Raw genomic sequence first — 25433 nt, 5'->3', positions numbered from 1 at the left:
ACCTGTCAGGCGGGCACGGCTGCACGACCGGGGCACGGATGCACGACCGACGCAGGCGTGTCGGGTGCGCATCCGTGCTTCCGTCGTGCATGTGGCCCGACTTCGCGCACATGCCTCCGACCCGCCACCGGGAACAAGTCACCCGTGACTCGGCGTTGGTCTTGAGCGAGACTGGGCGACGGAGCCCGGCGACGGTTCCGGCGACGAGAGGTGCGACGCATGACTGCTGCGGACAAGACCGACGAGTACGACCTGATCGTCCTGGGCGGAGGGCCGGTGGGCGAGAACGTCGCCGATCGCGCCGTGCAGGGCGGGCTCACCGCGATCATCGTGGAGAGCGAGCTCGTCGGCGGGGAGTGCTCCTACTGGGCCTGCATGCCGTCGAAGGCGCTGCTCCGCTCCGCGCAGGCGCTCCGGGCTGCGCAGCACGTCGGCGGGGCGTCGCAGGCGGTGACCGGGAAGCTCGACGTGCGCGCGGTCTTCGACCGCCGTGACTCGTTCACCAGCAACTGGTCCGACGACGGGCAGGTGAAGTGGCTCGACTCGGCCGGTATCGACCTCGCCCGCGGGCACGGCCGACTCACGGGCGAGCGCGAGGTGACCGTGACGGATGCCGATGGCCTGGAGCGTGTGCTGCGGGCGCGTCACGCGGTCGCCGTCAGCACAGGATCGGATGCCGTCATCCCGCCGATCCACGGTCTGCGCGAAGCCGCGCCGTGGACGAGCCGGGAGGCGACCAGCGCAGAGGAGCTGCCGGAGAGTCTCGCCGTGATCGGCGGCGGCGTGGTCGCGGTCGAGATGGCGACGGCGTATGCAGCCCTGGGTTCGCACGTGACCGTGATCGCACGCAGCGGCCTGCTCGGCGGCATGGAGCCGTTCGCGGGCGAGCGCGTGGCCGCAGGACTGAAGGAGCTCGGCGTCGACGTGCGCACAGGCACCGGCACGACGGCCGTCCGCCGCGGAGACGACGGCGTCACCATCACGCTCGACGACGGCACGGAGATCACTGCCGCCGAGGTGCTCGCCGCGACCGGCCGCTCCCCGCGCAGCAGCGACATCGGCCTGGAGGTCGCGGGCCTCGAGCCGGGGCGCTGGATCGAAGTGGACGACACGCTCCGGGTGCCCGGCTCCGACTGGCTGTACGCGGTCGGCGACGTCAACGGGCGCGTACTGCTCACGCACCAGGGCAAGTACCAGGCCCGCGCCGCCGGCGACGTGATCGTCGCGCGCGCGAACGGCGACGACGTCGATGACGCTCCGTGGGGGCGCCACGTCGCGACCGCCGACGCCGCCGCCGTACCGCAGGTCACCTTCTCGATCCCCGAGGTCGCCTCGGTCGGTCTCACCGAGGCCGCGGCGCGCGAGGCGGGGAAAGAGGTGAAGAGCGTCGACTACGACCTGGGCTGGGTCGCCGGCGCGAGCCTCTACGAGGACGGCTTCGAAGGCCAGGCGCGGCTCGTGGTCGACACCGACCGCGATGTCGTGGTCGGCGCCACGTTCGTCGGCCCCGAGGTGTCGGAGCTCGTGCACGCCGCGACCATCGCGATCGTGGGGGAGGTCCCCATCGCCCGCCTCTGGCACGCGGTGCCGTCGTACCCGACCGTGAGCGAGATCTGGCTGAGACTCCTCGAGGGCTACGGTCGCGACTCCGCCTGAGCCGGCGGCAATCCGTTTTCGAGGTCAGGCCGAACAGCTGACGGATTGTTTCCCACATTGACGGCCCGCGCGCAACCCGCCAGCCCGATGTCGCCGCCGTCTTATACGCTCGAACCCACATCCGAGGAGGCAGGACCATGAAGGCTGTACTCGCAGGAACCGTCATCGCCGAGGCCGACGAGAGCGATCTCGTCCGCATCGAGGGGAACTGGTACTTCCCACCCGCATCCGTCACCCCCGGCGTGCTCGTCGAGAGCCCCACCCCGTACACCTGCCCATGGAAGGGCGCCGCTCAGTACTACTCGGTGCAGACCGAGGGTGAGCTCCACACCGACTACGCCTGGTCGTATCCGAACCCGTATCCCTCGGCCTTCGACCGCGTGGGCACGGACTTCTCGGGATACGTGGCCTTCGACCCGCGCGTCGAGGTCGGACCGTAGCCGTTCCCGCTCTCGCATCGATCGACCGACTGGAGAACAGCCCATGATCGAGTTCCGCAACGTCACGAAGCGGTTCCCCGGCGGCGCGCTCGCCGTCGACGACTTCAGCCTGGTGCTGCCGTCGCGCAAGACCACCGTGTTCGTCGGTTCGTCCGGCTGCGGCAAGACCACCCTCCTGCGGATGATCAACCGGATGGTCGAGCCGACCTCCGGTGACGTCGAGATCGACGGCGAGAGCGTGCTCGAAGGAGATCCGGTGGCTCTGCGTCGACGCATCGGCTACGTCATGCAGAACTCCGGACTCATGCCGCACTTCACGGTGATCGACAACGTGGCCACCGTGCTGCGCCTGACCGGTGTGAAGAGGGGACCGGCGCACAAACGGGCGCGAGAACTGCTCGACACGGTCGGCCTCGACCAGGCGCTCGCCGACCGCTATCCGAGCCAGCTCTCCGGGGGGCAGCAGCAGCGCGTGGGCGTCGCCCGTGGACTCGCGGCCGATCCGAACATCCTGCTCATGGACGAACCGTTCGGCGCGGTCGACCCCATCGTGCGGGCCGATCTGCAGCAGGAGACGCTGCGTCTGCAGCACGAGCTCGACAAGACTGTCGTGTTCGTCACGCACGACATCGACGAGGCGTTCCTGCTCGGCGACCAGGTCGTCATCCTCGACAAGGGTGCGCGCATCGTCCAGGTGGGCAGCCCCAGCGAGATCATCGAGAACCCCGCAGACGACTTCGTCGCCGCGTTCATCGGCGCCGATCGCGGACGCCGGGCGCTGCACCTCAAGCAGACCCCGCGCGGCACCGTCGTGGTCGACTCCGAGGGTCGCACGCAGGGCGCGATCGTCGACGTGCCGGATGCCGTGACCGATGCGCTCCTGAGCGAGGAGAGCGCGACGAAGGGCGCTCCGTGAACTGGGTCGTCGACAACCTCGGGCTCATCTTCGAGCTGACCGCGATACACCTCCAGCAGAGTGCGATCGCGATCGTGCTCGGCTTCGTCCTGTCGCTGCCGCTGGGGTGGGTCGCCTGGCGATATCAGTTGGTGAAGGGACCGGTCATCGTCCTGACCGGTCTGCTCTACACGATCCCCTCGCTCGCACTGCTGATCCTCCTGCCGTCCGTCGCGGGCTATCCGGCTCGCAGCCCCATCAACCTCATCATCGGGCTGACGATCTATGCGATCGCGATCCTGGTGCGCGCGGTCTCCGACGGCCTGGATTCGGTCGACCCCGCGATCAGACAGTCGGCCACCGCGATGGGGTACGGCGGATTCCGGAGGTTCTGGACGGTCGACTTCCCGCTGGCCGGTCCCGTCGTGCTCGCTGGACTGCGGGTCGCAGCCGTGAGCACGATCTCCCTCGCCACCGTCGGCATCCTGGTGGGCGTCACCAACCTCGGGTATCTGTTCACCGACGGTCTGCAGCGTCGCATCCTCGCCGAGGTGTTCGCGGGCATTGTCGCCGTCGTGGTCATCGCCCTCGTGATCGACCTGTTGCTGCTGTTGCTGGGGCGGGCTCTGATGACGTGGACCCGAGCCGCGAAGACGCCGTCGTCTCTGCGGCGCACCGTCACGCTGAGGACCGCCGCATGAACGTCTTCGCCGACGCCTTCGCCTGGCTCTTCTCCCCTGAACGGTGGGAGGGCGCCTACGCGCTGCCCGTCCTGTTCGGCCAGCACATGTTCTACACGATCGTGTCGGTGCTGATCGCGGCCGTCATCGCGGTGCCGCTGGGCTGGCTCATCGGTCACACGGGCCGTGGGCGGGAGATCGCGGTCGCGGTCTCCGGTGCCGCGCGCGCCATCCCGTCGTTCGGTCTGATGGTGCTGCTGGTGCTGCTTCTGGGTGTGCTCCGCATCCCCGAGGCGGCCATCATCACCTTCGTGCTGCTCGCCATCCCGTCGTTGCTCGCCGGCGCGTACACGGGCTTCGAGGCGGTCGACCGGCGCGTACTCGACTCCGCGCGGTCGATGGGCATGACCGAATGGCAGGTGTTCTGGAAGGTGGAGGTGCCTCTGGGCATGCCCCTCCTGGTCGGAGGCCTCAGGGCGGCACTGCTCCAGGTGATCGCCACCGTGACGATCGCCGCCTACGTCAACCTCGGCGGTCTCGGCTGGCCGATCATCCAGGGCATCCCGCTCCGCAAGTTCGACCAGGTGCTCGGCGGCGCGATCCTGGTGGCCGTCCTGGCGCTGATCGTCGACCTGCTCCTCGCGATCGCCCAGCATGCGGCCGTGCCAGCGGGAGTGCGCGCCGCGCCCCGACCGCGGGAGTCGCGTTCCACTGCCAAGGCCACGGCCGCGGCCCCCGCCTGACACCGACCCACAGCATCCATCCCGTTGTCCCAGAGAAGAGGAAGTCCCATGTTCACAGCACGTAAGTCACGACTCGCCCTCGCCGGCGGCGTCTCGCTCGTCGCGGCGCTCGTCCTCGCCGGCTGCGCGAGCAGCAACCCGCTCGACGCACCCACCGACGACTCCGGCTCCGGTGCGAGCGACACGATCGTGATCGGCTCGCAGGCGTACTACTCGAACGAGATCATCGCCGAGATCTACGCCCAGGCGCTCGAGGCGGCCGACTTCGAGGTCGACCGCCAGTTCAGCATCGGACAGCGCGACGCGTACATGCCCGATGTCGAGTCCGGCGCGATCGACCTGTTCCCGGAGTACACGGGCAACCTGCTCGAGTACCTCGACAAGGACGCCACCGCCACGAGCCCCGACGACGTCTACGCCGCCCTTCAGGACGCGCTGCCCGACGGTCTCACCGCGCTCGACTATGCCGACGCTTCGGACCAGGACACCTACACGGTGCTGAAGAGCTTCGCCGACGAGAACGGCCTCACGTCGATCGGCGACCTCTCCAAGGTCACCACTGCCGTGACCATCGGCGCCGCGCCGGAGTTCGAGCAGCGTCCCTACGGCCCCGCAGCGGCCAAGGAGGTCTACGGCGTCGACCTGGCGTTCTCGGCGACCGGTCCGACCACGCTCGAGTCGCTGCTGGCCGGAGAGATCCAGGTCGCCGACATCTACTCGGCCGACCCGGCGTTCCAGACGCAGGAGATCGTCGCTCTCGAGGACCCGGAGAACATCATCCTGGCGTCGAACGTGGTGCCGATCGTCTCGGACGACGTGGCCGATGACATCTCCGACGTCATCAACGCCATCAGTGCCAAGCTGACCGCCGAGGAGCTCGTCGCGCTGAACGTGCAGAGCACGGTCGACCAGAAGTCGGCTTCCGACATCGCGAAGCAGTGGCTGACTGACAACGACCTCGTCTGAGTCGTCTTCCACGATGAAGCGCCCGGCCCCCCCAGGGGGCCGGGCGCTTCTTGGTGCGGTCGTCTTCCGGTCGCCCTCTCGCACAGCTTCGGAGATCGCACGCGACACGCCGGATGTTGGATCCCGGGGGTGCTCCGTAATCGTGAGCGCAGGCCGATTCGAGATCTTTGCCTCGGTGGTGCTCTGTAGTCGTGGTTGGCGCACCAGAGATTGTGCGGCGCTCGGAAGAGGGAGGCGCTCCTCGAGCTGTCCGCCGAAGAGAGGACAGACATCGCCACGCGTACATGTAAAACGTCACGTGTAAGACATATCTAACCTTCGGATAGAACGGAAGAAACAATGATCCGTAGTTCGCGATTGATCATGCTTGGAAGCGTGGCGGCAACCATCTGCATCTTGGTCCCGCAGTCAGCAATGGCTGAAGAACTGCCAGCGTCCTCCGCGCCCGGGGAAGGGTTGGCGACGTCCAGTATCGACGTTCCAGCGTCACCCGGCGAACAAGAAGTGCGCTTTGGCGCGACGCTCGAGGACTCAATCCTGCTGGGAATGGTCGGACAGGAACCCGAAGCCCCGGGAATCCAATCCTATCCGCATCCACAAACCGTCCCAGGTGACAAGGTGTGTTTCTCGGCGCCCTTCAGGATCTTCAAGGATGGGCAGGTTTACGCGAGTTTCTACGCCAACACGATCGTGTCGAAGACGAACTACATCGTGATTACCGCATACCCGAGCGACAATTCTCAGGCCTCAGCTTGTCTCCAGGATGACTGAGGGCTGCTTTTCATCGACAGGTCTATAGACCGCGTCTCGGGCGGGTATCCGGGCCATACATGTCGAAGTCCCCAATGACGCGGATCGATGGGTCGATCTCTTCGCGGAGGGCAACGACAAGCGAGTTCCCTTCTGCGATCCATTGTCTGCCCACTTCAGGGTCAGGCCAGGACACATCGTCTCGGACCGGATCGAGAACTGTCTGCCAGATGTTGTTCCACTCGCGAAGCCGTCTCCGGAGGTCATCGGAAATCTGGATCGCCTGGGGCACGCGTTCCTGATAGCCCCATTCGGGGAACAGGATGAGGGTCCGCATCCTCTCTTCCGGAGTTAGCTCGATCATGCGGTGAGTCTACGACGGAACAACTGTGACCCCTTTGTGGAGGCAAGACCCGGCGGACGGGGCCCATACACGACCCCGGAGTCGTCACCTCGACAGAAGCGCCCGGGCCCCTCAGGGGACCGGGCGCTTCTCGGTTCGGGCGAGTGTCAGACCCGAGCGTCCTGCTTCGGGACGAGCACCTGCTTGATGATGATGAGGATCGACGCCGTGACGGGCACGGCCACGAGCGCGCCGAGGAGTCCGAGCAGCGTGCCGCCGGCGAGAGCGCCGATCACCACGAGGGAGCCGGGGACCGCCACGGCGCGGTTCATCACACGCGGGGTGAGGACGTACGCCTCGACCTGCATGTACACCAGGTAGATCGCCGCGAAGATGAGGGCCGCGATCGGGTCTGTGAACAGGGCGAGCCCGGTGCCGATGATCCAGAACAGCACGGAGCCGACGAGCGGGATCAGGGTCACGCAGAACGCGATGGTGGCCATGAGGGGAGGGAACGGCAGTCCGAGCACCGTGTACAGGATGAGCGCGAGGGTCGCGTTGCAGAACGCCAGGATCACCATGCCCATCACGTAGCCGCCCACCGAGTCGGTGATCTGTTCGGAGATGTCGGCGGCGCGAGCCCGGTCGCGCGCAGGCGCCAGACGGAGCAGGCCCTGCTTCATGGCGGGGAGGGTCGCCAGGAAGTACAGGGTGAGCACGAGGACGACGATGGCGCCGGAGATGCCGGTGGCGATCGAAGCCCCGACCGCGAGGGCGCCGCCGCCGATCGTGGCGAGGTTGCCGAAGTCGGAGAGGAACTTCTGCACCTCGCCGACGAGGTCCTGGAACTGATCGCCGAACTGGTCGTCCAGAGCCGCGTACAGGTCGGTCCGCGTGAAGTCCTGGATCATGCCGGGAACCGACTTCACGAAGCTGGTGATCTGGTCGATGACGATCGGGATGACCATCCACAGCACGAGCGCGAACACCACGATCAGAGCGAGGATGGTGATGACGACGGCGATCGCGCGGGAGAGGCCGCGGCGCTCCAGGAACCGCACGGCGGGGTCGAGCCCCAGCGCACCGAACAGGGCGAGGGCGATGTAGATCAGGACCGTCGACAGGCTCGAGATCGCGAGGCCGATGACGATGGCGGCGAGACCGCCGAGCGTCAGGAGGAAACCGACCACGAAGGGACGGTCGATGCGGGTCCAGAAGGAGCGGATCGGTGTCGCTGGCTCGGTCGCGACCTGGCGCGTGGAGCCGGCAGACGCAGTCGAGGGAGTGGTCGTCGTCGTCCCGTTCGCCTCCGTGGTGCCGGACTCGGCAGCATCGTCGTCGAGGGGCGCGGGGGCCGACGTCTCTTCGTTGCTCATGTGCTCACGATAGCGGTGCACCGGGTCTGAATCGGGGCGTTCCGCGGCTCTAGAGTAGGGGCATGACCGCCGCCGAGGACCCGAAAGCCGAACTGCTCCGGCTCCGTGCCACCATCGACAACATCGACGCCGCACTGATCTTCATGCTGGCCGAGCGCTTCCGCGCGACCCAGCAGGTCGGGCGTCTGAAGGCGGAGCACGAGATGCCGGCCTCCGACCCGAACCGTGAGGAGCAGCAGGTGGCTCGGTTGAGGGCGCTCGCCGAGGAGGCGCATCTCGACCCGGAGTTCGCGGAGAAGTGGTTCAACTTCGTGGTGGCGGAGGTCATCCGCCACCACACCGAAGCGGCCGAGAGCCGTTGAGAGGTGCCGGACGGGCGACGGTGTGTGCAGCACTCGCCCGTCCGGAGCTGGAGCTTCATCGAACAACTAAGTTCAATGAATAAACTTAGGGAGAGACTACGGATCGCACCGCGATCTGTCAACAGCCCGTGACCCACGGGCCCCGGACGGGAACACATGCTCAGCACGGATGACGGCCTCGACACCCAGGCGTCGGTTCGGCGTGCGAACCTCCGTCGCGCCCTCCAACTGGTGTTCCGCAACCCGGGGACACAGACGCGCGCCGGCATCGCCCGCGCCACGGGTCTGACCGCCGCCACGGCCTCGTCACTCGTGGCCGAGCTCATCGAGAACCATCTGGTCGTCGAGGGGGAGCAGGCCGCGAGCACCGGAGGGAAACGCGCCACCACTCTCAGCGTCGACGCGACCCATCACGTGATCCTGGTGCTGGTGATCCAGCCCGTGCACGCACACGTCGCCCTCGTGGCGCTCGACGGCACCGAGGTCGACGCGCGCCGACTGAGCTACACCGCCGAGACCCGCGACCGCACCCTCGACGAGGCGGTGTCCGCCGTGGCTTCGGAGTTCGGGACGCGGCTGCTCGCCGTTGGGGTCCAGCTGCCCGGCACGACGGATGGCTGTTCCGTGCTGGAGAGCGTGCAGCTCAAGTGGGAAGACGTGCCGCTGGCCGAACGGTTCGAGAAGATGCTCGGGGCGCCGGTGCTGCTCGTCAACGACGTCGACGCCGAGGCCATCGCCGAAGCGGGCATGGACGAATCGCCCTCGGGCTACCGGCTCTTCATCCACCTCGGCGGCGGTGTGGGGGCGGCCGTGACCCTCGACGGGGAGCTCGCACCCGGACCGCGCGATCGGGCGGGGGAGATCGGCCACGTGCAGGTCGTGTTCGGAGACGCGGCGCGCACGTGCCGGTGCGGGCAACGTGGATGCCTGGAGTCGGCTGCGGCGCTGGGGGCGATGCTCGGCGACGAGTTCTCGGACGCCCTCGAGGCCCCCGAGATCCGCGCGCTCGCCGCCACCGCCGACGAGGAGCACCTCGATGAGGGCGCCCGGGCCCTCGCCAGAGCCGTCAAGCTCATCAGCGCCCTCCTCGACCCCACCGAGGTCGTCATCGGGGGGCCGGCCACCGAGCTCGGGCCGCGCTTCCTCGACAGGCTCCGCCGCGAGACCGAGTATCCGTCTCGGGGTACGGCGCAGGTCCCCGTGCGCTACGCCGACCCCCGGGTCTCGATCGCCGCCGGTGCCGCGCAGGCCGCCCTCACCTCGGCGCTCGGTGTGCGGTGGAACCCGGAACAGCTCCGCGCGGCATCCAGCTCCCGCCCCTGACCCTGTCTCGCCGCGTCCGGGATGGCCGTCCAGGTGCGGATGCAGGGAGAACGCACGGATGCAGGGCGACACGCCGTGTTTCGGCCCTGCATCCGTGCATCGGTCCGACAAGTGTCCCGCCGTGCCCGCCGCCGGGGAGACCCGGCCTCGCGATGGGCTACTTCACGCTGCCCGCGGTGAGGCCGCCGACGAGGCGCTTCTCGATGAGCATGAACAGGATGACGACCGGGAGGATGGCCACGATCGAGACCCCGAACACGTACTGCCAGCTGGTCTCGTACTGTCCGACGAACTTGGTCAGCGCGACCGACAGCGGCTGGTTCTTGTCGGTCGACAGGATCACGAGCGAGGCGGCGAACTCGTTCCAGCAGGCCACGAACGTGAACACGATCGCCGTGACGATGCCGGGCCACACCAGCGGCAGGTTGATCTTGAACAGCACGGTGAAGCGTCCCGCGCCGTCGATCTGCGCGGCTTCGTCGACCTCTTTCGGGATGCCGGCGAAGAAGGAGTGCATGATCCACACCGCGAACGACAGGTTGAACGCGGCGTTGATGAAGATCATCGCCATCCAGGTGTCGCCGAGTCCGAGCACCGTGAACTGACGGAACAGGCCAGAGGTCAGCACGGCGGGCTGCAGCATCTGGGTGATGATCACGAGGAACAGGAACACCATGCGCCCGGGGAACTTGAACCTGGCCGTGTAATACGCGGCGGGCAGCGACACCAGCAGGACGAGCAGCGTCGCGAACACCGCGATCACGATGGTCGAGATCAGGTTGTACGGCAGCGGCGTCTCGGGGGTCGACCACATCGTGATGTAGTTCTCCCAGTGCCACTCCGTCGGCAGGTACGTCGGATCGACCGACCGGATCTGCGGCTTCGTCTTCACCGAGCCGAAGAACATGATCAGGTACGGCAGGACGAAGATCGCGAGCACCAGGAACCCGGCGACCGTGCGCAGGATCACGCGCGGCAGGGTGACCTGGTCTTCGGTGTACCGGCGCTTGCGGCCGGGGATGGGCGGGGTGCGGCGTCCACCGGGACCGGCGGTGGTCACGAGGGCGGTCTCGGTCACGGTCATGATCAGACCTCCTTCATGGGCTTGACGATCTTCACGTAGGCCGCGACGATCACGATGACGATGAGGAATGCGACGACCGAGAGGGCGCTCGCGACATCGACCTTCTTCTGCAGCTCGATGTACTTGAAGATCAGGGTCATGATCGTGTCGGCGCCGTAGCCGGGGATCGATCCGGTCATCACCTTGAGGATCGGCAGCGAGTTGAACACGTTGATGATGTTGATCAGCACGGCCACGGCCAACGCGCTGCGCAGCTGGGGCAGGATGATCGACCAGTACGTGCGGGTGGGACCGGCGCCGTCCATCTTCGCGGCCTCGATCGCATCGGCCGGCACCGACTGGAGTCCCGCCAGGATCGTGTAGGTCGTGAACGGGAGCGACACGAAGATCGCGATCACGATCGACCAGATGAACGCGGTCGTCGGGTTCTTCGTCCACCCGTACCCGACCGCATCGTCGGAGAGACCGATGTCGTAGAGGAACTTGTTGAAGACCCCGAAGTACGGCTCGAGGCTGTAGTAGAACACCATCGTGGTCATGACGACCGAGGCCGCCCACGGCACGATGACGGCCATGCGCACGAGCTGGCGCCCGGGGAAGGCCTTGTTGAGGATCTGCGCGAGCCCGAGCGAGATGACGACCGTGAAGAGCACGACCGACACGACCCAGACGATCGTGCGGAAGAAGATCGGCCAGAACTCGCTGAACGTGAAGACGGTGACGAAGTTGTCGAAGCCGACCGATCCCTTGTCGAGGCCCGACAGCGAGATGTCACGCGTCGAGTTGAAGAACATCACCCCGGCGGGGAAGAAGACCACGCCGACGATGAGCAGCACGGCCGGCGCGATCCAGGGCAGCGCCTGGAGGAGGTCCTTTCCGCCCGGCCTGCCGCGAAGGGCATCCGGGGTCTTCGGGGTGCGGGGGCGGCTCTTCGCCGCCCCCGCGAGGTTCGAGGACTCTGTCTTCTGGCTCATTCGGGTACCCGAACCTCTCCGATCAGCGGGCTCAGCCCGCGTCGACCTGCGCCTGGATCTCGGTCAGCACGTCCTGTGCCGGCTTCGACTGGAGCTGTCCGAACAGCGACTTGAACGCGCCGTCGGCAGCCGACCACTTCGGGTTCGTCGACGGGTAGAACTGCGCGTCGGGCAGCACGTCGAGGAACGGCTTGAGGGCCTCCTCGCCGGAGAGCTGCTCGGCGCCGGACTTGGTGACGGGCAGGAAGCCCTCCGCCTGCACCCACGGCACGTACACGTCGGCCGAGTAGAAGTAGTCGAAGAACTTGGTGATGGCTTCCTGCTTGTCGCCGTCGTTCTCGAACGCCATCAGCTGGTCCATGACTCCGAGCGTGAAGGGCGAGCCGTCCTTCGTGGGGATCGGGACGATGGAGTAGTCCAGGTCCGGGTTGCCCTCGGCGATCTGCCCGACCGTCGGCGGGAGTCCGACCTGCATACCGATCTTGCCCTGGACGAAGATGTCCATCAGCGGGGAGCGCTGCGTCGAGCCCGGGTCTGCCTGGGTCGCGCCGGCATCGATCATCTTCTTGATCTGCTCGGCGCCCACCAGGTTCTCCGGGGTGTCGATCGTGATCTCGGATGCGTCGCCGAACGATCCGCCGCCGCCCCACAGCCACACGGCCGCCTCGGCCTGCGCCTCTTCGGAGCCGAGCGGCATGCCGTAGCCGGCGACGCCGCCGCCGAGGGCGGACACCTTGGTCGCGGCATCCAGCAACTCGTCCCAATTGGTCGGAGCTTCGACGCCGGCCTGCTCGAGCAGGGCGTTGTTGACGAACAGGGCGCGCGCCGACGCGATCATCGGCAGGGCGTAGGCGGTGCCGTCGATCTCGGCGTTCTTGAGGAACGACTCCTGGAAGTCGGCATAGGTCTCCTCCGACACGACGTCTTCGGTCGGGTAGAGCAGTTCGTCGCCGACGAAGCCGGCGAAGGGGCCGCCGTTGTAGATGTCGGGGGCCTCTCCGGCCTGGATCTTGGTGGAGACGACCTTTTCGAGGTTGTCCCAGGACTGGACTTCGAGCTTGACGTCGATGTCGGGGTTGGCCTTCTTGAACCCCTCGATCACCGTCTCCCAGTTCGCCTTGGTGCCGTCCGAGTAGCTGGGGACGAGCAGGTCGAGCGTGGTGGATCCGTCTCCGCCTTCGCTGTCTCCGGACGATCCGCCGAACCCGCACGAAGCGAGCGAGAGCGTGGCGACCACCGCAAGGGCGACGGCACCGTACCGCAGTGACTTCTTCATGTGTATTGCATTCCTCACTGTGAGTGTCCCGCTCCGGGCGGCGGGGCCGCTTCGGACGGGGTGTGGTGCACAGTCGCAAGCACATCACGCGACGGTGCGTGGTGATCGCTTCGCCAGGTGGCATCCGCGATCGTTCAAGCCGGGGCTCGGGGTTTGCTCGACGACGAGGGAGGTCGACGTCGAGGGGTGGAACTTGTCCGATTATTTGTCAAGGCAACAAACAAATCAAGCAGAACACCTGGTTGTTATCTAATGACGAAATACTATGATCGAATAAGCACGCAAACAATCACAAGTACGCAACAAATCGGTGGAAAGGCCCCTTCATGACTGAATCGCTGCCCGGCGCGCACATGCGCGAAGAGCTCTTCTCACAGCCGCAGACGTGGGCGACCGCCGTCGACCTCACCGCCGAGCAGGCCCAGCTCCCGGCCGCCGGAGCCCGCATCGCGGTCGTCGGCTGCGGCACGTCGTGGTTCATGGCGCAGTCGTACGCCGCCCTCCGCGAGTCCTCCGGCCAGGGCGAGACCGACGCATTCGCGGCGTCCGAGGCGTTCATCGATCGCGGGTACGACGCGGTCGTCGCGCTCACCCGCTCCGGCACGACCACCGAGGTGCTCGAACTCGTCGAGCGCATCAAGGGGCGGATCCCCACCGTCGGCGTGATCGGCGACCCGACCTCGCCGCTGGTGTCTCTCGTGGACGACGCGATCCTGCTCCCGTTCGCCGACGAGAAGTCGGTGGTGCAGACCCGCTTCGCGACCACGGCCCTCGCGCTGTTCCGCGCGTCGCTCGGCGAAGACCTCACCGCTGCCATCGCCGACGCCGAGGCCGTCCTGACCGAGCCGGGAGACGACGAGCTGCGCGATGCCGAGCAGTACACGTTCCTCGGACGTGGGTGGACCATCGGCCTCGCGCACGAGGCAGCGCTCAAGCTGCGGGAATCCTCGCAGTCGTGGACCGAGGCCTACCCGTCGATGGACTACCGGCATGGTCCGATCGCGATCGCGGCTCCCGGACGCGTCACGTGGCAGTTCGGAGATGCGCCGGAGGGGCTTCCCGCTCAGGTCGAGGCCACCGGCGCCCGCTTCGAGCAGCGGGGGATCGACCCTCTCGCCGACCTCGTGCGCCTGCACCGGACGGCGCTGGACCGCGCCGTCGCGCGAGGACTCGACCCCGACCAGCCCCGCAACCTCACGCGATCCGTCATCCTGGATGCATGACGCAACCTCGCCAGGAGCCGATCATGATCGACGGTGACGCGGCGGTGACCGTTCCCGACGTCGAACGCGATGCCGCGGGTGAGAAGCTCGCCCGCGTGCGCACGCTCGGGACCGGCGCTCCCGTGCTGGCGTTCGACGTCGGCGGTACCGACATCAAGTCGGCGCTGTTCGATGCCGAGGGAACTGCGCTCGGCCTGCGGCGCACGCCCACCCCGATCGTCGAGGGCGACCGCACGCAGGCGCTCCTCGAGCGTCTGGCCGTGCTCGCCGCCGAACTGGGCGCCGCGCATCCCGACGTCGTGCCGCAGGCTGTCGGACTCGTGGTGCCGGGGATCGTCGATGCGGAAGCCGGCCTCGGCGTCTTCGCCAGCAACCTCGGCTGGCACGATTCCCCGTTGCGCGACCTCGCATCCGCGCGCCTGGGGCTGCCGGTGGCGTTCGACCATGACGTCCGCGCGGCGAGCTGGGCGGAGCGTCAGCTCGGTGGGGCCCGCGACTACGCCGATGCTGTGGTGCTCGTGATCGGCACGGGAATCGCTGGTGCCCTGCTCGTCGGCGGCGTCCCGTACACCGCGGGCGGGTACGCGGGCGAGATCGGGCACTCGCCGATCGCGGACGGACCCATCTGCGCGTGCGGCGCGCGAGGCTGCCTCGAAGCGGTCGCATCGGCCGGCGCGATCGCCCGCCGCTACCGCGACGCGACCGGCATCGCGCCCGATGGGGCGAAGGACGTCATCGCCAGGGCGGCCGCAGGCGACGAGGAGGCCGCCGCGATCTGGAACTCTGCGCTCGACGCGCTCACGATGTCGTTGGCACAGCTCACAGCCGTCGTCGCGCCGGAGGCCGTGGTCATCGGCGGCGGCCTCTCGCGTGCCGGAGGTGCGCTGTTCGACGAGCTGCGCGCCCGACTCGCCGCGCGACTCAGCTTCCATCGGATCCCGGCCCTCGTCCCCGCGGAGCTCTCCGGCAACGCGGGGCTGCTCGGCGCCGCCCTCCGCGCACGGGAGCTCACATGATCCTTACCGTCACCCCCAACCCGGCGCTCGACCTGACCTGGCACGTCGACCGGCTCGTTGAGGGCGGCTCGCATCGAGCGGAGGCCGGAGCCACGCGGGCAGGGGGCAAGGGCCTCAACGTCGCGCGGGTGGCGCATGCCGAGGGTGCGAACACGCTCGCGGTCACCACCTCGGGCGGACGCGTCGGCGAGGAGTTCGCGGCCGAACTCCTCGCCAGTGGTGTTCCGCACGCCCTCGTCCCGGTCGCCGCGGAGACCCGTCGCAGCATCGCCATCGTCGACGACGCCCTCGGAGACACCACGATCATCAACGAGCGTGGACGGAACCCGGACGATCCGGAGTGGGCGGCCCTGCTCGCCGAGGTCGTCGAGCGGCTGCCCGGTGCGACGGTCCTCGTCATCTCGGGCAGCGTTCCACCCGGCGCACCGGATTCCCTGCTCCCGATGCTCGTCGCGGTGGGGAAGGATGCAGGTGTGCCCGTCATCGTCGACACCTCGGGGCCCGCGCTCCTCCGTGCCGCGGATGCCGGCGCCACCGTGCTGAAACCCAACGCGGCCGAACTCGTCGAAGCCACGGGGATCGCCGAACCGGTCGAGGGCGCCCGTTCGCTGCTCGCCCGCGGCGCCGAACTCGTGCTGCTCTCGCTCGGCGCGGACGGCATGCTCGCGATCACGGCATCCGACGTCGTGCACGCCCGACTCGACGAGCCCCTCGCCGGCAACCCCACGGGCGCAGGCGATGCTGCGGTGGCGGCATGCGCCGTGCTGTACGCGGAGGGGGAACGCGATCCGGAGCGGGTCCTCCGCCGTGCCACGGCCTGGTCGGCCGCCGCAGTGCTCACCCCGCTCGCGGGCGACATCTCTCCCCGCTGGACCTCACTCGAGCAGCAGCTCCACGTCTCACCCCACCCCGCTCCCGCTCCGCTCCGGAAGGACCCCTCGTGACCCTCGTCTCCGCTCGCGAACTCGTCTCCGCCGCCTCCCGTGCCGGCACCGGCATCGGGGCGTTCAACGTGATCCACCTCGAAACGGCCGAGGGGCTCGTGCGGGCCTCCGCCCTCGCGCAGCTGCCCGTCATCCTGCAGATCTCGCAGAACTGCGCCGACTACCACGGCGGCCTCGAACCCATCGCGCTGGCCACGATGGCGGTCGCTCGACGCGCGCAGACTCCCGTGGCGGTGCATCTCGACCACGCCGAGCGCCCGGGACTGGTCGACGAGGCCATCGCGCTGGGTTTCGGGTCCGTCATGTTCGACGGCGGAGCCCTGCCCTACGACGACAACGTGGCGCTGACGGCCTCGGTCGCCGAGCGCGCCCACGCAGCGGGGGTGTACATCGAGGGAGAGCTCGGCGAGGTGGGCGGCAAAGACGGGGCGCATGCCCCCGGAGTGCGCACCGACCCCGACGAGGCGCGGGCGTTCGTCGAGGCGACGGGGGTCGATGCGCTCGCCGTCGCGGTGGGCTCCTCGCACGCGATGACCGACCGAACGGCCTCCCTCGACCTCGACCTCATCGCCCGGCTGCATGAGGCGCTGTCGGTTCCCCTCGTGCTGCACGGGTCCTCAGGCGTCGCGGATGCCGTGATCGCCGACGCCGTGCGTGCGGGCATGACCAAGGTCAACGTGTCGACCCACCTGAACGGGTTCTTCACGCGGGCGGTGCGCGAGAAGCTCGACGCCGACCCTCGTCTGGTCGACTCGCGCAAGTACCTCGCTCCCGCGCGTGACGCACTGGCGGACGAGGCCGCTCGCATGCTCCGGCTCTTCGCCCTCGCATCATGAACGCGCCGCAGCTCTGCACTCCGGTCGCAGGCGTCCCGGCGACGGCTGCGACCTCGCGCACAGACGGCGTCGGGGGCGGCGCACAAGGAGCACGATGAAACGGGCGGCGCGGCTCAACGCGATCCTCGACCTCCTGGCCGCCAGCGGCGAGGTCACGGTGGACGACCTCGTGGAGCGGTTCGGGGCGTCGTCGGCGACCACCCGGCGCGATCTCGACTCCCTGGCCGAGCAGCGCCTGCTCACACGCACCCACGGCGGGGCGGTCGCTCAGACCGTCGCCTACGAACTGCCGATCCGCTACAAGAGCCACCTGCGCACGCACGAGAAGGCCAGCATCGCGCAGACGGCCGCCGGACTGGTCGCACCCGGCATGGTCGTCGGACTCTCGGGAGGGACGACCACCACGGCGATCGCGGCCGCCCTCGCCGCGCGCGACGACCTCGCGGGGAACGGCGGCGTCACGGTCGTCACGAACGCCGTCAACATCGCCGCCCAGCTCGCCACCCGGCCCGACATCAAGGTCGTGGTCACCGGAGGCGTCATCCACTCGCGCAGCTACGAGCTGGTCGGCCCGTTCGTCGAGCAGCTGCTGCGTGGCGTACGGCTCGACATCGCCTTCATCGGCGTCAACGGGATGGATGCGGCTGCCGGCGCCACCACGCAGGACGAACGCGAGGCCGCCGTGAACCGGATGATGGCAGAGCGCGCCCGCCGGGCGATCGTGGTGACGGACGGCAGCAAGCTCGGCGTCGAGGCCTTCGCGACCGTGGGCGGACTCGAGCTGTTCCCCACCGTCATCACCGACGCCGGGGCCGACTCCGCGGCGCTCGCCGCCCTCCGTGCCGCCGGATACGCGGTGCTCGTCGCCTGAACCCGGACACCCCGAAGGCCTCGACGTCACTCGAGAAGGCGCACGTATTGAGGGCGTGCTCTCATCGCGTGGATGAGCTCCTCCGTGCCGTCGTCCCACACGAGCACGACGAGCTCCAAGAGGCGGCCCCGGGTATCGAATCCGAGGCGGAGCTGTCGACCGGGGTTCTCGTCATCGAGCGCTGCGGTCAGTGCCGGCCATGTTGCGGCGTTGACGGAGTCTTCTGCGGGAATGCCGTGCTTGAATGCGGAGGGGCGAACGATCACGCCGCGTGAGCCCACGCGGCAAGGGCGGCACGGATGGCTTCCGATCGGTTCAGATGCTCCCGCTCGGCGCGTTCCATCACGGCGGCGAGCTCATCGGCGGTGAGACGTACCGGTACGACCTGGGAGGCGGCGCTGGCGCGAGCCGGTCGGCCGCCGCTCCGGCGTCGCAACTCCTCGACGTCGTATCCGGCTTCCGCCTCGGAGACCCACTCGTCGACTTGAGACTCTAAGATCTCTTCGCCCTGCATTCTTCTCGTCATGACTGAATCGTAATACGAAACCGACGCGGGCGAAAGTGCCGCCGGATACGCGGTGCTCGTCGCCTGAACCCGGACACCCCGAAGGCCTCGACGTCCCCAGAACGTCGAGGCCCCCTGAGGGTGTCGCGGCAGGCGCCGCAGCATCCCCGAGCAGATGGTGTCCTTGTCGTACTCACGCTCCCCAGCGCGCGCGATTCCCCAGATCCGACTGCGCCTCCCTCGCGCCTCTCCCTTCGAGGCCCTTCGCATGGCACCTTCCGAAGAACAGGAGCGCCCGGCACCCGCTCTGATACATCGATTGGAGAAAAAGGTCAGAATCCGTCGCCGTGGCATTGGAACGGGGCGCTGAGTCCGGTGTCGTCGGTCGCTCTGGCGAGTGCGACAGCCGGTGCGGCCCCTTCGGAGAGCCCGGTGTGCACGGCGCTCAGCAGCTCCCCGGCCACGTCATCGGGAACCGCGACCGGAGCGGCGATCACGCACGACGAGCCCGCGTGCAGCCAGACCTGCGTCATGCCCAGCGCTTCTTCGCCCCAACGCACCGACGAGCGTCCGAGCTCGCACGCGGAGAGGATCACCGTTTCGGGAACGCGCGGGATGAGGTCGACGTCGTAGCCGAAGAGGATGCCGTCGGCCAGCTCGAAGCCCGAGAACAACGGGTTGTCCACCGCGTGCCGGCCGTGCGCGGCGATGTGCAGTACGTCGGATCCGGCCGCGAGTTCCGTGACCGCCGCGACCGTCGCGGTCGCGCCCGTCACGACCGTCGTGCCGGAGCTGTTCCAGGCCGACGCGGCCCGGTCGACCTCCTCCTCGGCGCGGGGGACGCGGGGGCCGGCCGCGAACCCGATGGTCGACGGACGCGTGCGGCTGTGCGTGCGACGGCCGAGCAGCCGCGACACCGAGGTCGCGAGGGTGAACGGGACGCCTGACATCCCGGGCAGCATCCCCCAGGGCACCCCGCCGAGGGCTCCGGGAACGGTGATCGCCACGCGGTCGGCGGACGACGCGGTGGGGAGCAGCGGGGCGAGCAACGCGGCATCGAGAAGCCTGAGCCGCGCCGTGAGGGCCCGCTCCGTCACCGCGCCCATCAGTCCGCCACGGGTCATGGCGGCCATGTCGAGGTCGGCGCGAAGACCGTCGAGCGCCGCGCGGACCTTCGCCCAAGACAGGTCGACGATCGTCGCTCCCGAGGCGGTCACCATCATCCCGTGCAGCGTGGACCCGGTGAAGACGTAGGAGAGCACGGCGGTACGCGGTGGGAGCAGGGTGATCGCCTCGGCGAGTCCGAGCCGTTCGAGCGTGGGGCCGGACCCGGTCATCGACCACTGCCGCTCGCGCACCCGGTCGCGGACGGCGCGCACCCTGGCGTCCGTCGTCCAGTCGGCGCCGGACAGTTCGGCGCGCAGCATCCGCAGCTCGGCCAGATCCACGGCGAGGGATTCGTCATGCGGAGGACGCACCGGGGCGACCTGCTGGCTGAGATGCCGCGCCCGCTCCGACCACTCGAACAGCGTCGCGGGGTCTCGCAGTCGTGCCGCGGCGGAGAGCCCGGCGAACATCAGGTCACTTCCGTGCATGGCCGCCGACGCCTGGAGGTCGAGGGCGCCGAACGACTGCTGCCACGCGGTGAGCAGGTCGAGTCCGGCGCCGGCCTCGCGCAGGGCCGCACGGTCGTGCCCTGAGGCCGCGGCGCGTGCGGCCCGCACCTCGTGAGCGCGCAGCCGCAACGGCGTCGGTGCGGTGTCGTCGATGCGCGGCAGTCGCCCCATGCCGTCGCGTCGGGCGTCGAGGCGGAGCGCGATGGCCTCGGTGTGGAATCCCGCCCTGTCGAGAGCCCTCGCGGTGCGCGCGAACTCATCCGGGTCCCGCCGGCGCTGAGGCTTCGATCGGTGCAGCGCCTCGAGTCGCACCGCGTGCGCGCGGGCCTCCCATCCATGACTCTCGAGGGCGAGGAACCGCCGGGCGGCCGCCCGCGCCGCTCGCTCCGCCGCCGTCGGATCATGACGCACGAGCGACCGCGCCAGATGGAACTCCGCCTCGGCTCTGGCCTGTCGCATCCGCTGGGCGCCGAACTGGCTGGCCACGTGCGCGAGCAGGTTCTCGGCCTCGGTGGTGAGGCCAGCGTCACGGAGCACCTCGGCGCGGTCGAGGTCGCTGATCGCGGCGGCGAGGTCGCTCGTGGCGGCGAGGGTCGGACGTGAGCGCGTCATCAGGGTGAGCGCGGTCACGAGATCTCCGCCGAGGAGTGCCGCGTATCCGAGGTTGTGCCGTGCCTCCGCGAGCGGCTGTTCGTCATGGTTGGCTTCGTACACGGCGACCGCGCGCTCCAGGTCGTCGACGCACAGGCCCAGCTCGCGCTGCTGCATCCGCACCACCGACCGGTTCATGAGGCAGTTCGCCAGCTCCGTGGTCTCCTCGCCCTGTGCCGTGAGCGTGTCGATCGCGCGGGTGAGCATGCTCCCGGCTTCGGCAAGGGTGCCGCCGTGCATGAGCAGCGTGCCGAGCTGGCCGCTCAGCAGGGCCACCGTCTCCGCGCGGAGCCCCGCCCGACCGAGCGCTGCGCGGCAGAGCTGCTCGGCAGCCGCCGGTCGCCCTGTCTGGGCCAGGACGTACGCGGTCGTCCCGTCGATGCGGGCGCGCAGGTCGGGATCGTCGGTGCGGGCGGATGCCGCATCGAGCACCTGGCGCGCCTGTGCGAACCGGCGCGCGTTCGCCGCTTCGACTCCGCGCCGGTGCAGCTCGATCGCGGACAGGGGCATCGCTCCAGGATGCCCTGCCGGGAGTCTGCGCGGAAGAGCGCGGACGCCCGGCCAGCGAGACACCCCGGCAGCGGGACACCCGTCGGAAGAAAGCACGCTCGTCGGGCGACGCGCCGTGTTCTCGTCCGACAACCGTGCAACCATCCGACAGGTGTCCCGGCAGGAGGGGCCGGCGCGAGGGACCGGCACGACAGGACCGGCACCAGGACGAGCCGCCCGCATCGGTACGGACGGCTCGTCCCGGGGGTGCGTCAGTCGGGATCGACCGGGGTCGGGAGGGACTTCAACACGGCGGCGACCGCCTTCGCCGCCGCAGCCGCGTCGATGCCGGAGACGGGCACCGTGCCGAGCTGCGCGGCGATGCGCCCGGCGACGTACGGCGCTGCGAACGAGGTGCCGCTCCAGATCGCGAAGCCGCCGCGGTAGTCGTCGGGGTCGATCGTCTCGCGGCGGAGACCGTCGACATCCGCCCGCGTCGCCGCCTGCGCTCCGCCGACGAACGCGGGCGAGCAGCTCACGACCGCGGCGCCGGGAGCGTAGGCCTGCACCCAGGGTCCGACGTTCGAGAAGAGCGCGACCGAGCGCGCCGACGGGTTCAGAGCGCCGACCGAGACGAGCGGAGCATCGTGGTCGGGCTGGATGCCGTTGTCGGCGCCCGGCCACGGCCACAGCGACGCCGGGAACGAGGGCCGGTCGATCGCGTCGTTGCCGGCGGAGCACACGACCACGCAGCCGAGTTCCCGCGCCTTGGCGAGCAGTCGATGCAGGGTGAGGCTGAAGAGTCCGTCGGTCGGAGTCTCGTGGTAGTAACTCAGCGACAGGTTGAGCACGTCGATCGGGAAGCCGGTCGACGGGTCGTCGCGGTGGCGGGTCAGCAGGGTGACGACCTGGGCGACGGTCTCGAGCAAGGTGCTCTCGTCGACCACCCCGAGTGCCCCGGCCACGCGGATCGAGAGGATGTCGGCGTCCGGGGCGGCCTGCCGGATGAGTCCGGCGATGAAGGTGCCGTGTCCGGCCACGGCATCGATCTCGCCGTCCAGCTGTCCGTACAGATCGGGGTAGCGCTCCGGGTCGGCGTCATCGGTGAGCCCCACCGGCACCCCGTCGAGGTCGATGGCGCGGGTCACGATGTCGGCGGGCAGCCACGCGTGCTCGCCGCAGCCCGTGTCGAGCACGGCGACGACCGGGCGTCGGCCGCGTTTCGGAGCGGGTCCTCGCGCGGGCGCGGGTCCCAGCCAGGTCACCGGTTGCCTGGCGCCACGGCCCGGCTCGAGGTAGTCGTCGCTTCCGCCCGCACCCGCACCGCGCACCGGGTTCGTGCGCGTGAACGGATTGGTCCGCGTGAACGGGTTCGTGCGCGTGAACGGGTTGAGCCCGACCGGGTCGATCGACAGGACGTGGTCGAGGCTGGTGCGGGGCATGGTCGAGCGGGACATGCGTCGCGCGCGCTGGAGCACACGCCAGGCGTCCGGGGCGACGGGCGACTCTCCGCGCACCGGCTCGTCGAGGGTCCGCAGCCGCGCGCGGAGGAATCCGGGAACCCCCGGCACGAGTTCGCCGTCCGGGGCAGCCACCGCGCTGTCCTCGACCTCGAGCTGCCATCCGAACGTGTCCGCCGCGTCGCGCAGCGTCCGGACCTCACGGTCGAACGCCTCCTGGTCGGCGAGGTTGCGCGTGATCAGCAGGCGCTCCGGCAGGTACGCGGTGGGGAAGGCGCGGATGCCGTCGACCGGTTCCGTGCTCGGATCGAGGGCCGTGCCTCGACGGATCGATCCCTCCGCGCGATCCTGCCAGGTCCATCCCTTGGGCTGCTCCATCGGTCATCCTCTCGGTGCGGTCGCGTCTCGCGTCAACGACGGGCGGGGCCCGCTGTCACAGCTCGAACTGCGGGGTGGCGAGCGTACGCGGCTCGCCCCCGATCTTGGTCGTGAGTCGCACGCGGGTGAGGCCTGGCGGCACCTCGTCGAAGACGAAGCGCCCGGTCTCCTCCGGTGACGTGGTCCTGGTCGTCTCGCCCTGCGTCAGGACGATCTCGGCGGCCGCGGTGTCGACCCAGCCGTCGACGCGACGGCGTCCCGACGAGGTCCGCGTCACGTGCAGGAGGATGCTGGTCGAGCCGTCGCTGAACTGGAGGGTGAGCGCATCGGCGTCGCCGCGCACGGATCCCAGCTGACCCTCGACGAGCGTCAGGAGCGCATACTCCCGATTCAGGCCGTCGGCGGCGACGGCGGCGACCATGCGGTCGATGAGCGCAGCCGGCACGGGGTCGACCTCGCTCCAGACCGTCCGGAGGCGTGCGAACATCTCGGCGTCGTCCTGGGTGCTCATGCCCATCCCCCTGCCGGCGCCGACGGCGGCGCGTCCAGAAGCGCACGAAGCTTGGACAGGCACCGGTTGCGCGTTGGGCCGATGCTCCCCACCGGCATCGCGAGATCGGCGGCCAGCCGCGCGTAGTCGGGGCGGTCCTCGAACGCGATGACGCGCAGGAGCCGCTGGCAGCGCTCGTTCAACCGGCGGACCGCCGCCCACAGGCGTCTGTTCTCGTCGCCGAGGGTCGCGTGCTCCTCGGCGGATGCCTGCTCGGGGAGCAGCATGTCGAGGTCGTCCGACTCTGCCGTGTCGACCCGTCCGTGCGCCTTGGCGACCTTCCAGGCCTCGCGGCGGGCCGTCGTGGTGAGCCAGGCCGACACGGCTCGCCTATCGCTGATCGACCCGTGTCCGCGCACGAGTTGGAGCCAGGTCGTCTGCACGACGTCTTCTGCGAGCGTGCGTTCGAGCCCGTACGCGCGCACCACGTGCCACAGCACGGGCGTCATCAGGCGTACGAGCTCGTCCATCGCGCGGCTGTCGCCCTCGTGCCATGCACCGAACAGATCGGCGGCGCGCTCCCAGCGTGCGCGCCCGTCGTCCGAGGCAGGACCGAGAGCGGCGCCGGGTGCGCCGTCGATCATGAAGCCCATTGTGATCACACCTACCAGGAGCACGGCAAGAGCATCCTGATACATGTCCGGATCCAAGAATTCCGCGGGCTCTCGCGGTCGGTCGGATTCGGTCTCGCAGGGTCAGGCGTTCTCGAACTGCTTCGCGTGCTCCGCCCAGCGCGACTCGACGGGAAGAGCGCGCAGCGCGCGGTTGCCGATGGCGAGTGCCGCGGCGAGGATGCAGAGAGCCGCGCAGAGCAGGAGGGTCCCCTCGCGTCCGAGCCAGGTGAGTCCGAAGCCGGCGATGAGCGGAGCGAGCGGCATCGCCCCCATGGCCAGCACGCCCAGAGCGCTGTTGGCGCGACCGAGCAGGTGCGAGGGCGTCGCGACCATGAAGTAGCCCATCATGCCGGCGTTGAGCGCCGGAAGCAGCAGCACCGATCCTCCGAGCACCACCCCGATCGCCCAGGGCTCTGAGACCATCGACAGCACCACGGCCCCGACCGAGACGACCGACAAGCCGAGGGTCGCCAGGATGCCGGCCCTGATCCGCGGCACGAGCAGGGGTGCGAACAGGGCGCCCACGAGCATCACCGCGCCGAGCACCGCGCTGAGCGTGCCGATCAGGAGCTCGGAGTGTCCATCCTGCTGCAGGGCGTAGACGACGGTGGTGATCGCGGCGTTGAAGCCGAGGTTGATGATGGTGATGATGAGCATCACGCCTGCGAGGTCGCGGCGCCCGAGCAGCCAGCCGAAGCCCTCCCGCAGCTCACGCCACGCGCTCGGCTTCGGTGTCGAGGCCGCGGTGACGCCGAGACCCGGGTCGTCGGGGTTCTCGCCCGCGTCGACGATTCCCGCCCGACGCGCCTGACGCCCCAGCAGCCACGCGGTGGCTGCGGCGACGACGTGGCACAGTGTCATGACCGCGCCGACGAGCCATCCGCCGACGCCCAGCAGGAGTCCGCCGAGCGGACCGCCGGCGAGCTGGAGCGCGGCGTCGCGACCCTGGTTCGCGGCCTGCGCGCGGCCCATGGCGTCGTCGGGGACGAGCTCCTTGATCGCGCTCTCGCCGGCGACGTCGAAGAGACCGCTCCGAGCGGCGAGGAGCACGTCGATCACGAGCAGTGAGGCGAACGTCATGGCGTCACCGAGGGCGAGCAGTGTGAAGCCGCCGGCGAGCACGATGCCGATGAGCGAGCCGAGGAGCATGAGGGCGATGCGTCGATGCCGATCGGCGAGGACGCCGCCCGCCAGCGTCGTGAGGAGTCGCACGACCATTCCCGCGCCGCCGATGATGCCTGCCTGTGCGGGGTCATTCGTGACGATGAGGGCCAGGAGGGGGATCGCGAAGCCGAAGAGTGACGCAGCGAGCCCTTTGCTGGTGTCGCTCACGAGCCAGGTCAGATATCGGGTGTTGCGCCACAGGCGATGGGGCTCCGTCACGGTGGTCATGCGTCGAGACTAGATGCGCA

The 25433-nt window shown here is 69.2% G+C and carries 26 protein-coding genes; 14 read left to right on the top strand and 12 right to left on the bottom strand.

What is annotated here, in order from left to right; translation table 11 throughout:
• The first annotated feature begins 219 nt into the window (after positions 1–219).
• The 7 genes from AB0E56_RS02435 (at position 220) to AB0E56_RS02405 (ending at position 6151) form a co-directional block, all read left to right on the top strand.
• Positions 220–1656, top strand: a complete 1437-nt coding sequence (locus AB0E56_RS02435) for an NAD(P)/FAD-dependent oxidoreductase (RefSeq protein WP_359796484.1) — start codon at positions 220–222, stop codon at positions 1654–1656.
• A 137-nt stretch (positions 1657–1793) separates the two neighbouring features.
• On the top strand, positions 1794–2096 hold the full coding sequence (locus tag AB0E56_RS02430) for a DUF427 domain-containing protein (RefSeq protein WP_359796483.1): 303 nt from the start codon (positions 1794–1796) through the stop codon (positions 2094–2096).
• 43 nt (positions 2097–2139) lie between these two features.
• The gene (locus AB0E56_RS02425; RefSeq protein WP_359796482.1) at positions 2140–3012 is read left to right on the top strand and encodes an ATP-binding cassette domain-containing protein; all 873 of its coding nucleotides are present in this window, start codon (positions 2140–2142) and stop codon (positions 3010–3012) included.
• Positions 3009–3692 carry an ABC transporter permease subunit gene (locus AB0E56_RS02420; RefSeq protein ID WP_359796481.1) on the top strand — a complete coding sequence of 228 codons (684 nt, stop codon included), beginning with the start codon at positions 3009–3011 and terminating at the stop codon, positions 3690–3692. Before AB0E56_RS02425 ends, AB0E56_RS02420 begins: the two co-directional genes overlap by 4 nt.
• The gene (locus tag AB0E56_RS02415; RefSeq protein WP_359796480.1) at positions 3689–4414 is read left to right on the top strand and encodes an ABC transporter permease; all 726 of its coding nucleotides are present in this window, start codon (positions 3689–3691) and stop codon (positions 4412–4414) included. Before AB0E56_RS02420 ends, AB0E56_RS02415 begins: the two co-directional genes overlap by 4 nt.
• A gap of 48 nt (positions 4415–4462) precedes the next feature.
• Complete coding sequence (locus AB0E56_RS02410; RefSeq protein WP_359796479.1) at positions 4463–5380, top strand: ABC transporter substrate-binding protein; 918 nt, start codon at positions 4463–4465, stop codon at positions 5378–5380.
• Between the two features lie 375 nt (positions 5381–5755).
• Positions 5756–6151: a hypothetical protein gene (locus AB0E56_RS02405; protein ID WP_359796478.1), complete on the top strand. Its 396-nt coding sequence runs from the start codon at positions 5756–5758 to the stop codon at positions 6149–6151.
• Positions 6152–6173: 22 nt separating this feature from the next.
• On the opposite strand, the gene AB0E56_RS02400 is transcribed toward AB0E56_RS02405, so the two are convergent.
• Together AB0E56_RS02400 and AB0E56_RS02395 are read right to left on the bottom strand one after the other, a co-directional pair.
• Positions 6174–6494, bottom strand: coding sequence for a hypothetical protein (locus AB0E56_RS02400; RefSeq protein WP_359796477.1), 321 nt, complete (start codon positions 6492–6494; stop codon positions 6174–6176).
• 146 nt (positions 6495–6640) lie between these two features.
• Positions 6641–7849, bottom strand: a complete 1209-nt coding sequence (locus AB0E56_RS02395; protein ID WP_359796476.1) for an AI-2E family transporter — start codon at positions 7847–7849, stop codon at positions 6641–6643.
• A gap of 62 nt (positions 7850–7911) precedes the next feature.
• Here AB0E56_RS02395 and AB0E56_RS02390 point away from each other — a divergent pair, with 62 nt between their 5' ends.
• Both AB0E56_RS02390 and AB0E56_RS02385 read left to right on the top strand, forming a co-directional pair.
• Complete coding sequence (locus AB0E56_RS02390; RefSeq protein ID WP_359796475.1) at positions 7912–8211, top strand: chorismate mutase; 300 nt, start codon at positions 7912–7914, stop codon at positions 8209–8211.
• A gap of 156 nt (positions 8212–8367) precedes the next feature.
• Positions 8368–9534, top strand: a complete 1167-nt coding sequence (locus AB0E56_RS02385) for an ROK family protein (protein ID WP_359796474.1) — start codon at positions 8368–8370, stop codon at positions 9532–9534.
• Between the two features lie 157 nt (positions 9535–9691).
• On the opposite strand, the gene AB0E56_RS02380 is transcribed toward AB0E56_RS02385, so the two are convergent.
• The 3 genes from AB0E56_RS02380 to AB0E56_RS02370 are packed head-to-tail and all read right to left on the bottom strand — an operon-like array spanning position 9692 to position 12868.
• Complete coding sequence (locus AB0E56_RS02380; RefSeq protein ID WP_359796473.1) at positions 9692–10618, bottom strand: carbohydrate ABC transporter permease; 927 nt, start codon at positions 10616–10618, stop codon at positions 9692–9694.
• A gap of 2 nt (positions 10619–10620) precedes the next feature.
• Positions 10621–11592, bottom strand: a complete 972-nt coding sequence (locus AB0E56_RS02375) for a sugar ABC transporter permease (RefSeq protein WP_359796472.1) — start codon at positions 11590–11592, stop codon at positions 10621–10623.
• A 31-nt stretch (positions 11593–11623) separates the two neighbouring features.
• Complete coding sequence (locus AB0E56_RS02370) at positions 11624–12868, bottom strand: extracellular solute-binding protein (RefSeq protein WP_359796471.1); 1245 nt, start codon at positions 12866–12868, stop codon at positions 11624–11626.
• Positions 12869–13194: 326 nt separating this feature from the next.
• Here AB0E56_RS02370 and AB0E56_RS02365 point away from each other — a divergent pair, with 326 nt between their 5' ends.
• From AB0E56_RS02365 to AB0E56_RS02345, 5 genes are all read left to right on the top strand, one after another.
• A complete protein-coding gene (locus tag AB0E56_RS02365) occupies positions 13195–14091 on the top strand; it encodes a sugar isomerase (RefSeq protein ID WP_359796470.1) in 897 nt (298 codons plus the stop codon).
• Positions 14088–15107: an ROK family protein gene (locus AB0E56_RS02360; protein WP_359796469.1), complete on the top strand. Its 1020-nt coding sequence runs from the start codon at positions 14088–14090 to the stop codon at positions 15105–15107. The genes AB0E56_RS02365 and AB0E56_RS02360 overlap by 4 nt, the downstream gene beginning before the upstream one ends.
• Positions 15104–16051: a 1-phosphofructokinase family hexose kinase gene (locus AB0E56_RS02355; protein ID WP_359796468.1), complete on the top strand. Its 948-nt coding sequence runs from the start codon at positions 15104–15106 to the stop codon at positions 16049–16051. Before AB0E56_RS02360 ends, AB0E56_RS02355 begins: the two co-directional genes overlap by 4 nt.
• On the top strand, positions 16048–16887 hold the full coding sequence (locus tag AB0E56_RS02350; protein ID WP_359796467.1) for a class II fructose-bisphosphate aldolase: 840 nt from the start codon (positions 16048–16050) through the stop codon (positions 16885–16887). Before AB0E56_RS02355 ends, AB0E56_RS02350 begins: the two co-directional genes overlap by 4 nt.
• A 94-nt stretch (positions 16888–16981) precedes the next feature.
• Positions 16982–17758, top strand: coding sequence for a DeoR/GlpR family DNA-binding transcription regulator (locus tag AB0E56_RS02345; protein WP_359796466.1), 777 nt, complete (start codon positions 16982–16984; stop codon positions 17756–17758).
• 26 nt (positions 17759–17784) lie between these two features.
• Here the strand turns inward: AB0E56_RS02345 and AB0E56_RS02340 are convergent, their stop codons facing one another.
• The 7 genes from AB0E56_RS02340 to AB0E56_RS02310 all read right to left on the bottom strand — a co-directional run bounded on the left by AB0E56_RS02340 (position 17785) and on the right by AB0E56_RS02310 (position 25413).
• Complete coding sequence (locus tag AB0E56_RS02340; RefSeq protein WP_359796465.1) at positions 17785–18024, bottom strand: hypothetical protein; 240 nt, start codon at positions 18022–18024, stop codon at positions 17785–17787.
• Positions 18021–18284, bottom strand: coding sequence for a ribbon-helix-helix protein, CopG family (locus AB0E56_RS02335; RefSeq protein WP_359796464.1), 264 nt, complete (start codon positions 18282–18284; stop codon positions 18021–18023). The genes AB0E56_RS02340 and AB0E56_RS02335 overlap by 4 nt, the downstream gene beginning before the upstream one ends.
• A gap of 311 nt (positions 18285–18595) precedes the next feature.
• Positions 18596–21040: a CHAT domain-containing protein gene (locus AB0E56_RS02330; RefSeq protein WP_359796463.1), complete on the bottom strand. Its 2445-nt coding sequence runs from the start codon at positions 21038–21040 to the stop codon at positions 18596–18598.
• Between the two features lie 251 nt (positions 21041–21291).
• Positions 21292–22857 (bottom strand): S8/S53 family peptidase, encoded by a 1566-nt coding sequence (locus AB0E56_RS02325; protein WP_359796462.1) that lies wholly within the window; start codon positions 22855–22857, stop codon positions 21292–21294.
• A 55-nt stretch (positions 22858–22912) separates the two neighbouring features.
• Entirely contained in the window at positions 22913–23368 is a 456-nt protein-coding gene (locus AB0E56_RS02320; RefSeq protein WP_359796461.1) for a hypothetical protein, read from the bottom strand.
• The gene (locus AB0E56_RS02315) at positions 23365–24045 is read right to left on the bottom strand and encodes a sigma-70 family RNA polymerase sigma factor (protein WP_359796460.1); all 681 of its coding nucleotides are present in this window, start codon (positions 24043–24045) and stop codon (positions 23365–23367) included. The genes AB0E56_RS02320 and AB0E56_RS02315 overlap by 4 nt, the downstream gene beginning before the upstream one ends.
• Positions 24046–24102: 57 nt before the next feature.
• Positions 24103–25413: an MFS transporter gene (locus AB0E56_RS02310; protein ID WP_359796459.1), complete on the bottom strand. Its 1311-nt coding sequence runs from the start codon at positions 25411–25413 to the stop codon at positions 24103–24105.
• Positions 25414–25433 lie beyond the last annotated feature (20 nt).

Origin of the sequence: Microbacterium sp. NPDC028030, from assembly GCF_040637855.1 — a bacterium.
Classification (GTDB): Bacteria; Actinomycetota; Actinomycetes; order Actinomycetales; family Microbacteriaceae; genus Microbacterium.
Note: the sequence above shows the minus strand (reverse complement) of the source record. Positions and strands in the feature narration are given on the sequence as shown.